This is a genomic window from Pseudomonas sp. Pseusp15 (genome assembly GCF_059492165.1).
In genome coordinates this window covers 3,643,682-3,656,011 of the sequence record NZ_CP168523.1, presented here as the reverse complement: position 1 = coordinate 3,656,011, position 12,330 = coordinate 3,643,682, and the positions used below count along the sequence as shown (strand labels likewise).

At 59.1% G+C, this 12,330-nt stretch carries 15 protein-coding genes; 12 read left to right on the top strand and 3 right to left on the bottom strand.

Annotated features, from left to right (window positions below; translation table 11 throughout):
• Positions 1-22: 22 nt before the first annotated feature.
• The 4 genes from ACEN8R_RS16580 to ACEN8R_RS16565 all read left to right on the top strand — a co-directional run bounded on the left by ACEN8R_RS16580 (position 23) and on the right by ACEN8R_RS16565 (position 4,274).
• Complete coding sequence (locus tag ACEN8R_RS16580; RefSeq protein WP_026286427.1) at positions 23-736, top strand: GntR family transcriptional regulator; 714 nt, start codon at positions 23-25, stop codon at positions 734-736.
• On the top strand, positions 733-1,731 hold the full coding sequence (locus tag ACEN8R_RS16575) for an ADP-ribosylglycohydrolase family protein (RefSeq protein WP_018926201.1): 999 nt from the start codon (positions 733-735) through the stop codon (positions 1,729-1,731). Before ACEN8R_RS16580 ends, ACEN8R_RS16575 begins: the two co-directional genes overlap by 4 nt.
• A gap of 154 nt (positions 1,732-1,885) precedes the next feature.
• Complete coding sequence (locus ACEN8R_RS16570) at positions 1,886-3,352, top strand: purine-cytosine permease family protein (protein WP_018926200.1); 1,467 nt, start codon at positions 1,886-1,888, stop codon at positions 3,350-3,352.
• Positions 3,345-4,274, top strand: a complete 930-nt coding sequence (locus ACEN8R_RS16565; protein ID WP_018926199.1) for a PfkB family carbohydrate kinase — start codon at positions 3,345-3,347, stop codon at positions 4,272-4,274. The genes ACEN8R_RS16570 and ACEN8R_RS16565 overlap by 8 nt, the downstream gene beginning before the upstream one ends.
• A 42-nt stretch (positions 4,275-4,316) precedes the next feature.
• Here the strand turns inward: ACEN8R_RS16565 and ACEN8R_RS16560 are convergent, their stop codons facing one another.
• The 3 genes from ACEN8R_RS16560 to ACEN8R_RS16550 form a co-directional block, all read right to left on the bottom strand.
• On the bottom strand, positions 4,317-4,697 hold the full coding sequence (locus ACEN8R_RS16560) for a Rho termination factor N-terminal domain-containing protein (RefSeq protein WP_018926198.1): 381 nt from the start codon (positions 4,695-4,697) through the stop codon (positions 4,317-4,319).
• Positions 4,698-4,750: 53 nt separating this feature from the next.
• Complete coding sequence (locus ACEN8R_RS16555; RefSeq protein WP_018926197.1) at positions 4,751-5,005, bottom strand: hypothetical protein; 255 nt, start codon at positions 5,003-5,005, stop codon at positions 4,751-4,753.
• A gap of 127 nt (positions 5,006-5,132) precedes the next feature.
• Entirely contained in the window at positions 5,133-5,786 is a 654-nt protein-coding gene (locus tag ACEN8R_RS16550; RefSeq protein WP_018926196.1) for an HD domain-containing protein, read from the bottom strand.
• Between the two features lie 250 nt (positions 5,787-6,036).
• Between ACEN8R_RS16550 and ACEN8R_RS16545 the strand changes: the two genes are divergently transcribed.
• The 8 genes from ACEN8R_RS16545 (at position 6,037) to dgoD (ending at position 12,239) form a co-directional block, all read left to right on the top strand.
• The gene (locus ACEN8R_RS16545) at positions 6,037-6,519 is read left to right on the top strand and encodes a GNAT family N-acetyltransferase (RefSeq protein WP_018926195.1); all 483 of its coding nucleotides are present in this window, start codon (positions 6,037-6,039) and stop codon (positions 6,517-6,519) included.
• A 155-nt stretch (positions 6,520-6,674) separates the two neighbouring features.
• Positions 6,675-7,319: a hypothetical protein gene (locus ACEN8R_RS16540; RefSeq protein WP_026286426.1), complete on the top strand. Its 645-nt coding sequence runs from the start codon at positions 6,675-6,677 to the stop codon at positions 7,317-7,319.
• 14 nt (positions 7,320-7,333) lie between these two features.
• On the top strand, positions 7,334-7,828 hold the full coding sequence (locus ACEN8R_RS16535; RefSeq protein WP_018926193.1) for a PAAR domain-containing protein: 495 nt from the start codon (positions 7,334-7,336) through the stop codon (positions 7,826-7,828).
• 6 nt (positions 7,829-7,834) lie between these two features.
• The gene (locus tag ACEN8R_RS16530) at positions 7,835-8,566 is read left to right on the top strand and encodes a hypothetical protein (protein WP_018926192.1); all 732 of its coding nucleotides are present in this window, start codon (positions 7,835-7,837) and stop codon (positions 8,564-8,566) included.
• Between the two features lie 7 nt (positions 8,567-8,573).
• On the top strand, positions 8,574-9,071 hold the full coding sequence (locus ACEN8R_RS16525; protein ID WP_177325186.1) for a hypothetical protein: 498 nt from the start codon (positions 8,574-8,576) through the stop codon (positions 9,069-9,071).
• Positions 9,072-9,410: 339 nt separating this feature from the next.
• On the top strand, positions 9,411-10,403 hold the full coding sequence (locus tag ACEN8R_RS16520) for a 2-dehydro-3-deoxygalactonokinase (RefSeq protein WP_018926190.1): 993 nt from the start codon (positions 9,411-9,413) through the stop codon (positions 10,401-10,403).
• A 19-nt stretch (positions 10,404-10,422) separates the two neighbouring features.
• A complete protein-coding gene (locus tag ACEN8R_RS16515; protein ID WP_018926189.1) occupies positions 10,423-11,043 on the top strand; it encodes a 2-dehydro-3-deoxy-6-phosphogalactonate aldolase in 621 nt (206 codons plus the stop codon).
• A gap of 47 nt (positions 11,044-11,090) precedes the next feature.
• Positions 11,091-12,239, top strand: coding sequence for a galactonate dehydratase (dgoD, locus tag ACEN8R_RS16510; RefSeq protein ID WP_007903915.1), 1,149 nt, complete (start codon positions 11,091-11,093; stop codon positions 12,237-12,239).
• Positions 12,240-12,330: the final 91 nt, after the last annotated feature.

Here is a 12,330-nt window from a genome sequence, read left to right as displayed (position 1 = left end):
CCTTTCGGTTATCACTTTGTACATGGTTAGACAGGTACGATTTGACAAGAAACAACGGATTATCGATGAGCTTGTCCGGCGCATCGAAAGCGGCCTCATGGAGGACGGCTTGCTATTGCCGGGTGAACATCAGTTGGCTCAAGAATTCAAGGTCAGCCGCGGCACGCTGCGTGAAGCCCTGGCCGAACTGAAGCGGCGTCACTACATCGCCACGCAAAGCGGAGTCGGTTCCATCGTTACTTACGACGGCGTAGTGCTCGATCAGAGCAGCGGCTGGGCCCAGGCACTGGCGGACAGCGGGGCGTTGATCAATACCGAAGTGCTGCGACTGGAGGCGGTGACTCGGCCTGACCTGCTGTCGCGGTTCGGCACCGATCAATTCATCACCCTCGACCGTCGCCGGCGCGCCACCGACGGTACGCTGGTGTCTCTGGAACGCGCGTTAATGCCCGCGACCGGAGGCCTGGAAGGCCTGCCGCGAGTGGGACTGATTGATAATTCCCTGACCATCACGTTGGCTGCCTACGGCTATGTCGGCGAGCACGGCGATCAGTGGATCGGTGCCGAACCCTTGAACGCCGAAGACGCCGAACTGCTCGGGCGCCCGGTCGGCACGGTGTTCCTCAAGGCCCTGCGCACCACCTACGACCGTCAGAACCGTTTTATGGAGCAGGTCGAAAGCCTGCTCGATCCGGTGCACTTTCGTCTGCATTTGCAGTTTGGAGCTCCAAAATGACCGCGCTCAACCGTGCCCTCGGCGCGTTCTATGGACTGGCCCTGGGCGATGCGCTGGGCATGCCGACCCAATCCCTGAGCCGCGCCGACATCAAGGCGCGCTTCGTTGAAATCACCGATCTGCAAGACGCAGGCCCCGATCAACCGATTGCCGCGAACTTGCCCAAAGGTTCGATCACCGACGATACCGAGCAGGCGATTCTGGTCGCTCGGTTGTTGATCGAAGGCGAGGGCCGGATCGAACCGGCGTTACTGGCCCAACGATTGATCGAATGGGAAGCCGGGATGCAGGCCAAGGGCTCGCAAGACTTGCTCGGCCCTTCGACCAAACGCGCGATCGAAATGATCCTCGCCGGCCACTCGCTGGAAGAGGCGGGGCGCTATGGCGCCACCAATGGCGCAGCGATGCGCATCACCCCGGTGGGGATTGCGGCCGATGTCGCCGATCCTGAGCGTTTCATCCGCTCCGTGGTGCAAGCCTGTCAGGTGACCCACAACACCACGCTGGGGATTGCCAGTGCGGCGGCGGTGGCGGCAGTGGTTTCCGCCGGGATCAACGGCATGGACCTGGGCGAGGCGTTGAACCTCGGCCAGCAATTCGCGCAGCAGGCAGAAAGTCACGGCCACTGGGTCGCCGGCGGGCGGATTGCCTCGCGCATCAGTTGGGCGCGGAGTATCGGCATCGACAGCGACAAGGCGTTGCTGGCGGATTTGCTGTACGACGTGATCGGCACTTCGGTGGCCGCACAGGAATCGGTGGTGGTGTCGTTTGCGCTGGCCCAGCAAGTGGCCATCGGCGAGATGACGGCCTTTGAAGCGCTGTGCATGGCCGCGAGCCTGGGCGGTGACACCGACACTATCGCGGCGATGCTCGGCGCGATGCTCGGGGCCTGTCTGGGGCTTGAGAGTTGGCCGATGGCGATGATCGAGCAGGTTAAAGCGGTTAACTCGTTGGAGTTGGAACCGTTGGTAAAAGGACTGTTGGCTTTACGTTGACTGGACTGGCCCCATCGCGGGCTTGCCCGCGATGAACACGCCGCATACTTGAATTTTTCACCCGCAATGGAACGCACAAACACGGGCAGGACGGCCGGCTGTTGTTTTGTCCTCCGAGATTGCCCACACCATAACAATTGCAAGGAGCATTTTCATGAGTTCATCGAACGCCGGGCAAAGCGCCGGACAACTGGAAACCCGTGGTATCGAACCGGTGCCGGAAGGGGAGTGCAACGGTCATCCGCTGCAACTGTTCTGGGTCTGGTTTGCGGCCAACATTTCCATTCTCGGCTTGCCGTTGGGCGCCACGCTGGTGGCCTTTCGCGGCCTGGCGATCTGGCAAGCGATCATCGTCGCGATCCTCGGTGCCGCCGGTTCTTTTGCGGTGGTCGGGATCATCTCCATTGCCGGTCGTCGTGGCCGCGCACCGAGCCTGACATTGTCGCGGGCGATCTTCGGCGTACGCGGCAATATCGGCCCGACGCTGGTCTCGCTGATGTCGCGCCTGGGTTGGGAAACGGTCAATACCACCACCGCCGCGTTCGTCCTGCTGTCGCTGTGCTCGATAGTGTTCGGCTCGCCGGTGGAAGCCAAAAGCGCGCCGCTGCTGACCCTGGTGTTCATCGCGATTTTCGTGCTGCTGACGTTGTCGGTGTCCGGTCTCGGCCACGCCACATTGTTGGTGATCCAGAAATGGGCAACCTATGTGTTCGGTGCGCTGAATATCCTGGTCGGTGGTTTCCTCTGCGCGACCATCGATTGGAGCGCCGTATTCAATGCCACGCCAGCACCGCTGAGCGCGATGATCATCGGCATCGGCACCATGGCCGCCGGCACCGGGATCGGTTGGGCCAACGCCGGCGCGGACATGTCGCGCTACCAGCACCGCAGCGTCAAAGCGGTGCGCCTGGTGGCGTCGGCGGCGTTCGGTGCGGGGATTCCGCTGGTGCTGCTGATCACCCTTGGCGGTCTGCTGTCGGTGGGTAACAACGATCTGGCCTCGGCCACTGACCCGATTGTCGCGATCCGCGACATGCTGCCGAGCTGGATGGCGGTGCCGTACCTGATCACCGCGTTCGGCGGGCTACTGCTGTCGAACAACCTGTCGGTGTACTCCGCCGGGCTGACCACCTTGACCCTCGGTCTGAAGGTCAAGCGCGTGTACGCGGTGGTGGTCGATATCGTGGCGATCTTCGCCGGCTCGATCTACTTCATGCTGATCGCCGAGAGCTTCTACGGTCCGTTCATTACCTTCATCTCCTTGCTGGCGGTGCCCATCACGGCGTGGGTCGGAATCTTCGTGGTCGACCTGATCCATCGTCATTACTACAGCCCCAAGGACCTGCTGGACGTCAGCCCGAGCAGCGCCTACTGGTATCGCGGCGGCGTCGAATGGCGTGCATTCGGTGCGTGGGCGGTGGCGATTGTGTTGGGTTTCAGCTTCACCACCATTGGCACCACTGAACAAGATGTCTGGTTCCGGGGCTTCCTGTCCGACTCCTGGCTGGGTCACAACGGCCTGGGCTGGATCGTGACGTTCGTGGTGGCTGGCGGGATTTACTGGGTGCTCGGCGGTGCGAAGGACCGTCGTACCGCGTTGCTCGAGCCTGCGCATGTCTAGGCTGCTGCACACCGGCCAGGTCATCATCGACCTGGTCATGGCCGTGGATAGATTGCCTCATTCGGGCGGTGACGCGCTGGCGCAATCCGCCCGTTTCGAGGCGGGCGGCGGTTTCAATGTGATGGCCGCGGCCCGACGGAACGGCTTGCCGGTGGTTTACCTCGGGCGCCATGGCAACGGCCGTTTTGGTGATCTGGCCCGGGAGGCGATGGCGGCAGAAGGCATTCGGATCGGCATCGCTCACAGTGCTGAGCGCGACACCGGGTTGTGTGTCGCACTGACTGAAGCCTCGGCCGAACGTACGTTCATTTCCTACATCGGTGCCGAAGGCGAATTGACCGCCGAAGACCTGGCCAGTGTGCCGGCCGAGGCGGGCGACTTTGTCTATGTCAGCGGCTACAGCCTGCTGCATGACGGCAAGGCTCAGGTGCTGGTGGATTGGGTGCTGGAGTTGCCGGACGGGATCAAAGTGGTATTCGATCCGGGACCGTTGGTGGATTCGCCGGACGCACCGCTGATGAAGGCCTTGCTGCCGCGCATCGATCTGTGGACCAGCAACCGTGTCGAGGCGCTTCGGTTTACCGGGGCGTCGGACACTGCCGAGGCGTTGAATATTTTGGCGGATCAGTTGCCGACGGACGCCCTGGTGGTGGTTCGCGATGGGCCGCAGGGTTGCTGGATCAGCCAGCATGGCGACCGTCAGCAGGTGTCGGGATTCAAGGTCTCGGCCGTCGACAGCAACGGTGCGGGGGATGCCCATGCCGGGGTGTTTGTGGCCGGGTTGGCGCAGGGTTTGTCGGCGGCTGAAGCGGCACGGCGGGCGAATGCGGCAGCGGCGTTGGCGGTCACTCGTTGGGGGCCGGCGACTTCGCCGGGGGCGGCGGAAGTGGATGCGTTGATCCGCGAGACTTTTAGCGCCTGATCAGCCGCCATCGGCCCTCAAATTCACCCTCAATCCTGACTTTCAACCCGCCTTGCGCAACGCCTCGATCAACTCTTGCTTGCGCATGCTCGAGCGCCCCGGAATCTTCTTCGCCCGGGCTTCCCTCATCAGGCTGTCCACCGTCTGGGTATCGCGTGACGCCTTGCTGTTGCGCGGTTTGCCCTCACGGGTGGCGACTGCACGGCGGGCTGATTCCTTGCGATCGGCAGACTTGGCAGCGGCCGGTTTCTTGCGTCCCGAGCCGCCGGCGCGCTCACCGCCACCCGACTGCTTGTTTACCGTCGCCCAGGCGCGGGCCTCGGCTTCATCTTTCGACACGCCTTTGCGTTCGTAGCTTTCTTCGATGTGTTCGGCCTTGCGTTTCTGCTCGGCGGTGTATTTGTCTTTGCTTCCACGAGGCATGGGATTTCTCCTGGCTATAGGAGCTGGCGCAGGCTTCGCCAGCTCCTGCTCGGTTAGTTATCCAGTTTGCGCGCCGCCTCAACCCCAGCGGCGCTGAGTTTGATCGGCAGGTTCAGCGAGTGCTCGCCGGCTTCGTTGCAGATCACATGACCGTGCTGGATCAGCCCACGCTCCTGCAGCGTCGCAAGGGTGCTGGCCACGACTTTCTCCCCCCGGTAATTGTCCAGAACCTCCTTGCCCAAGCCGCTTGGATGGGCATGCAGCAGGCGGGTCAGGACTTCTTTTTCCAGGTTTTTATCGACGTTCATGGTGACCTCTTGGTTGGGATGGACGAGTGTTGCTCCTCGCTCGCATTGGCGAGCCCTTACTCGATATTGGTCCGTCCCCGACCGGGATTGGTGCCTGATGAACGACGAGCGGTGTGGCTCTGGCTCCTCAGCCGACGCCGATTTCTTCCTTGAACAGCTCCATGAATCCCTTCAAGCGTTGATGGCGAACCTGTGCCAGACGCTGGCCGGTGGTCGTTTGGAAGCCGTCCGCCAGGTGCAGCAATTTGGTCTGGAAATGATCGAGGCAAAAGCGTTTGTCATCGTAGTCCCGCTCGTTTGCCTCCGGGTCCACAGGGTCGTACAGCGCGCTGCCCATGCGCCCGGCAATGTAGAAGGTACGCGCCACGCCGAGCATGCCAAGCGAGTCGAGGCGGTCGGCGTCCTGGATGATTCGGGCTTCGAGGGTCGTGGGTGTGATGTTGGCGCTGAAGCTATGGGCCTCAATGGCATGGACGACCGCGGTGATTTTTGCGTCAGGCCAATCCATGGCTGTCAGCACTGTCGACGCTTTCTGCGCCGCCAGCCGTGACGCCTGGGAACGCAGCGGCGAGTTCTTCTCCACCGCCACGCAATCGTGCAACAGCACGGCGGCCAGCAGTACCTCAAGATCACCGCCTTCATCGGCGTGAAGCGTGCGCACGTTGTGCCACACCCGCTGCAAGTGCGACAGATCGTGGGCGCCGTCCTCACCAGGTTCCAGCGCATGGGGCAGCAGTTCAGAGGCTAGATTCTGCAGAGGTGCGAAAGCAGCGGTGCTCATAAATGTCCTAAGTATGAAAACGCTTTTGTGGCGAGGGAGCTTGCTCCAATGCCAGTAAGTTAAACCGTAAATGCAATCCGTAGCAGCTGCCGAGCCTCGCAGGCTCGGCAGCTGCTACGGAGAGTGTGTTACGGCTGAGATTACTTAGCGAATCGACATTAGCCACAAAGGCCCCCTCCATCATTTCAAATGTGACGAGCGCCGCGCGCGGACTTAGTATGGCGTTTTCAACTTTTGACAAGGCACGTCCATGACGATCGAAATCCGCCCGGCAACCCCCAGCGATGCTCCGCAAATCCTCGCGTTCATCACTGAACTGGCCGACTTCGAACGTGCCCGCCACGAAGTCATCGCCAGCGTCGCCGACATCGAGCGCAGCCTGTTCAGCGAAGGCGCCACCGCCCATGGCCTGATCTGCCTGCGCGATGGCCTGCCGATCGGCTTCGCGGTGTTCTTCTTCAGCTATTCCACCTGGCTGGGCAGCAATTGCCTGTACCTAGAAGACCTCTACATCACCCCTGAACAACGGGGCGGCGGCGCCGGTAAAACCTTGCTGCGCCACCTGGCAAAAATCGCCTGCGCCAACGACTGCGGCCGTTTCGAATGGAGCGTGCTGGACTGGAACAAACCGGCGATTGAATTCTACAAATCCCTTGGCGCACAGCCACAGGAAGAGTGGGTGCGGTATCGGATGGATGGGGCGGTGTTAAGGGATTTTGCCGAGGGCGGCTGATCGATTGATGGCGATCTGATACGCATCGGTTGTCTACACCGCTCTAGTCCGGCATTCTGTGCGCCTTTTGCGCGCTCACGGACGACACTTGCAATGCCCTTGGCACTCTTCCTCCACGCCCGTGGAGCCTTTGCTACGTCAATGAGTGACTGGCGATGAGCGGACTTCGGGCGACGATGCGTTTGTATGGCCTGGTGAAAAACCTTGGCTCCACGGACGACCGCCATCGCCAGCCGGTGGACATCCTTTGCACTCTCAACCGCACGGGCGGTAAGGCGATCCGGGCGTTCGTCTCGCGTCTGGATGCCGAGTTGATGACGCGTAGTCGCGGTCTTGAGGAGTACCGCGTTGTTCCGCTTCGCACGTTCGATCCAAATCAGTTGATCCAGGATCATCAGGGCTGGCTGACGCTACACGTCTGCTGTGGCTTCGTTGTCCTGGCGGATCAATCATTATTGAATAATGGCACATTGTTACCCATGGGCTGGTACGTCTATTCCGACATCGGTCAATGGACCGCAGAGCATTACATCGACTTCGGCCCGCAGATGACCAGCCTGCTGCAAACATCCTATGACCGGATCGGCTTGCGCGACTACAACGCCTGGCTCAACGACTTCGACAGCGTCTCGGATGCGGATATGGAATGGCAAGTCGCCGAAGCCTGGCAAACCCTTCACAACGTTTCATCTCCCGACAGCCATGACGATTGTCACGCGCTATTCGACCCGGTCGATAACCGCTGGCGCTTCGCCGCGGCCGACATTGATATCTATCAGCCTCACCCTGAACCTCAGTAGCAAGGAGCTTTGACTTGAGTGGAAAACCCGCTGCGCGCGTCACCGACCCGACCGCGTGCCCGTTGCCGGGCCATGGCACCAACCCGATCGTGTCCGGTTCCCCGGACGTGTTCTTCGACGGCCTCGGCGCTGCACGCATGACCGATAAATCCGCCTGCGGCAGCCCGATCACCGGCGCGGTCTCCAGCACGGTATTTATCAATGGCCTCAACGCTGCAACGCTCGATAGTACTGGTGGTCACGGCAACGTGGTGGTTGGTGGCTCCGGAACTGTGATTATTGGGCAAAGTGGAGGAGGCGCTGCATTTAGTGGATTGCTGCCGATGCCGGTGCACTTCACGGACAGGTTGCAAGTGGTCAATGAGGCGACTGGAGAGCCGGTTCCCTATCACCCCTACACCATTCAGCGTGGGGACGGCAGCGAAGAGCATGGCATCACGGATGCGTCCGGGTTTACCCATACCGTCAGTTCGCATTTGGCTGAAACCATTAAATTGTTTGTGGAGTGACCAAGGATGGCCGGTGAAAACGCGACGGTAGAAACACCCTTGGCAAAAAGAGAGGTGAAAACTCATACGCTTACGTGCAAGACAGATCAGTCTGTCAAGCAGGTTTCTGTTGGCTTACGAGATTTGGTTATATTTTTTATAGGTGGCGCGGGGGATCAAGAAAGCTATTATCTTACTGGCCCTAATAATAACATTGGTTATGTTCGTGATATAGCTATTGCAGATGCAAAAAAGTTGAATATAATTAATCGCTGTCCTTCGTGGGCTCTCAGCTATAATGCATTTATTAGTGATGAAGACTTAGAAAAGAATGTAATCAGTCGAATACCCAATTGCTCCACGGCGGTTTACATTGTGGGCCATAGTCTCGGTGGATGGAATGGTGCTCATTTATCTAGTATTTTGACCGATAGGGGGTTTAAAGTAAAGATGTTGATGACTTTAGATCCTGTCGGTGAGGGTAAAGTTGTTTACGGTATATCAAACATTTACAGGCGAGAGCCAAAGCCGAAAGCCGAATACTGGGTGAATATTCGAGCAGCTGCTGTCAACTGGAATTTTTCGGATCTGGTGGCAGACTTTGGTGAGCAATGGGAAGTCACGCAAGGTCCGAATGTCATGGGCAGGGTCGATATCAACCATGCGGATGCCAACCTGATGTTTATGCAAGTATTGCCAACCGGAAAGTCGGCTCGTCAGATATTCAATGAGTCTATTTTAAGCTATTTCAGGGAGTGATATCTGTATGCGTAAGCTCTGTCTTTTTTTTGTAATTTTAATGTGCTCGGCCTGTTCTTTAAATCATGGAAAACCTATCGCTACGCTCCATTATTCAAAAGTTGAACAGCTTCGAGATACAGGTATCTATCAAGTTTATTTTACGTCTGATGTGGCGATTCTCGGATTGTTCAAGTCACGAATTGGTGAAGGGCTTGTATGTTCGTTGGAAGATGACATGGATTTCTCTCAAGCGCATCACATTAGACGTTCCGGTTTTGGCTTTGTAGAAAGGGTTGTGGACAGTCCACAAGAAATCTATAAGGCTGACGTTATTTTCAGTGAGTCTGAAAGTGGTAAGGGAGGGGAGAAGTATTTGCAGGGTGAAGCATTAGTCCCGTTGTTGAGAGGGCGTGATTATATTTCTTGTGTGTTTAGAGTTCATACCACCACATACAAGACGTATTTCTCAAACCTCATGTATGTACCAGTCGGAGAGTTGTTGAAGGCTGCCACTAAAAAGTAAAAGTAAAAAACTCCCTGCCAATAAGGCTCGCTGTTTTAAAAGGGCAAGCGGCCTTATCACTCCGTTGCTTCCCAGTTACCGCTCATCAAACTCTTGAAAATCCCGGTCTTCCCTTCATCGAAGGCCGATTTCCAGTACGTATACCCCTGACTGAAATCAGCAATCTCGGCGGTCTAACCCACGCGGTGGGTGAGGCCGAGTTGCAGAGCTTTGGCGAAGAAAATCTAGCTATATTTGTAAATCCCATAATGTGGGAATGATATTTATATATTGAGATTTCTCTGCGTCCAGGTCTATAGTCCAGCTCACTCACTGCCAAAAAACAAAACAGGTGAAGCGATGCTGGCGCAATTGATCGCGCTCGATTGGGGGACAACCTCATTACGTGCTTACAAACTCGGCTTCGGTGGCCAGGTGCTGGAACAGCGTGCGCTGTCGTCCGGGATCATGCAGTTGCCCAAGACGCCGCGAACCATCGCCGGTCAGGCATGCGCCGACGGTTTTGAACTGGCCTTTGATGAGGCTTGCGGTGACTGGCTCGACGCGCAGCCCGATGTGCCGGTGATTGCCTGTGGCATGGTTGGCAGCGCTCAGGGCTGGCGCGAAGCGGCCTACTGCGACACGCCGGCGAACGTCGCCAATCTCGGAACTTCCCTACAAACCGTTCGCAGTCTTCGCGGTGTCGATGTGCATATCGTGCCGGGTGTGATTCAGCGTTCGCGCTTGCCCAACGTCATGCGCGGCGAGGAAACCCAGGTGCTCGGTGTGCTGCAGAATCTGCCGAGCGGGGCGGGTAGCGATCTATTGATCGGCCTGCCGGGCAGCCATTCGAAATGGGTGGAAGTGGCCGACGGCTGCATCGTGCATTTCGATACCTTCATGACCGGCGAAGTCTTCGCCGTGCTCAGCGAACACAGCATTCTGGGGCGTACTCAGCAGCGCGGTGGGGCTTTTGATGGCGATGCTTTTGACCGTGGCGTGCAAGTGGCTCTGTCGGCGGATGGCGAAATCGGGCCGCTGTCGACGTTGTTCAGTGCCCGCAGCCTGGGGCTGACCGGCGAGCTGAGCGCTACCGCTCAGCCGGACTATCTGTCCGGCCTGTTGATCGGCCATGAACTGTCGGCCCTGGCCAATGTTCAGCGGCGTCGACGCAATAGCGTGCACCTGCCCTCGATCATCCTTATCGGCAATGCCCAACTCTGCACTCGCTACAGCCGGGCGCTCGACGCCTGCGGTTTTACCCGGGTGACCCTGGCCGAGCAGGCCACCGAACGCGGCTTGTGGCAGTTGGCGGTCGCCGCTGGACTGGTCACTGCAAACCCATCCCGTTAAACCTGACTGGAGGTCTGACATGCTCAAGCAAGCATTGGCACAAAACGGTCTGATCGCGATCTTGCGTGGCCTGCGTCCGCAAGAGGCGGCAGCCGTCGGCGAAGTCCTGTATTCGGCCGGATTTCGCGTCATCGAAGTGCCGCTTAATTCCCCTGAACCGTACGAAAGTATCCGCATCCTGCGCAGCACATTACCCGCCGATTGCCTGATCGGCGCGGGCACGGTGTTGACGCCGGAACAGGTCGAGCAGGTGAAAGCGGCGGGCGGCCAGGTGATCGTCATGCCCCACAGCGATGCCAAGGTGTTGCGCGCGGCGAAGGCAGCGGGGCTGTTCCTGTCGCCGGGCGTGGCGACGCCGACCGAAGCCTTTGCCGCGCTGGCCGAAGGGGCGGATGTGCTGAAGATGTTCCCGGCCGAGCAGATGGGCCCAGCCGTAGTGAAAGCCTGGCTGGCGGTGTTGCCGGCGGGGACGGTGCTGGTGCCGGTGGGCGGGATTACGCCAGACAACATGCAGGTGTTTGTCGAGGCCGGCGTCAAAGGTTTCGGTCTCGGTTCCGGGTTGTTCAAACCGGGCATGACGGCTGACGAAGTAGCGGTGCGCGCCAAGGCATATGTCGCTGCATGGAACGCTCTGCGTTAAGACTTTCTGGCGCTGTGAGCGCTGCATCTACAAGAGAGACAATAGAGATGAAAATCACCAAACTCACCACCTTCATCGTTCCGCCGCGCTGGTGCTTCCTCAAGGTCGAGACCGACGAGGGCGTGACCGGTTGGGGCGAGCCCGTGGTCGAAGGCCGCGCGCACACCGTCGCTGCTGCGGTCGAGGAATTGTCCGACTACCTGATCGGTAAAGATCCACGCAACATCGAAGACATCTGGACGGTGCTCTACCGTGGCGGCTTCTACCGGGGCGGGGCGATCCACATGAGCGCGCTGGCCGGTATCGACCAGGCATTGTGGGACATCAAGGGCAAGGCGCTGGGTGTGTCGGTCAGCGATTTGCTGGGTGGCCAGGTGCGGGACAAGATCCGGGTTTATTCCTGGATCGGTGGTGATCGCCCGGCGGACACTGCTCGCGCCGCGAAAGAAGCGGTCAGCCGTGGTTTCACCGCGGTGAAAATGAACGGCACCGAAGAGCTGCAATTCCTCGATTCCTTCGAGAAAGTCGACCTGGCGCTGGCCAACGTTGCCGCCGTGCGCGATGCGGTGGGCCCGAATGTCGGCATCGGCGTGGACTTCCATGGTCGGGTGCACAAGCCGATGGCCAAGGTGCTGATGAAGGAACTCGACCCGTACAAACTGATGTTCATCGAAGAACCGGTGCTCAGTGAAAACTACGAAGCGCTGAAGGAGCTGGCGCCGCTGACCAGCACACCGATTGCCCTCGGTGAGCGGTTGTTCTCGCGTTGGGATTTCAAGCGTGTGCTCAGCGAAGGCTACGTCGACATCATCCAGCCTGATGCGTCCCATGCGGGCGGCATCACCGAAACCCGCAAGATCGCCAACATGGCCGAAGCCTACGACGTGGCGCTGGCGCTGCATTGCCCATTGGGGCCGATTGCCCTGGCGGCGTGCCTGCAACTGGACGCGGTTTGCTACAACGCGTTCATTCAGGAACAGAGCCTGGGCATCCATTACAACGAGAGCAATGACCTGCTCGATTACGTGAAAGACCCGCGAGTGTTCGACTACGACAAAGGCTTCGTGAAGATCCCCAATGGGCCGGGCCTGGGCATCGAGATCAACGAGGAATACGTGATCGAACGCGCCGCCGTCGGCCACCGTTGGCGCAATCCGATCTGGCGCCATGCCGATGGCAGTTTTGCCGAGTGGTGATACTCACGCGGTGATCGTTCCCACGCTCTGCGTGGGAATGCCTCACCGGACGCTCTTGGGCCGTATGGCTGCGTTCCCACGCAGAGCGTAG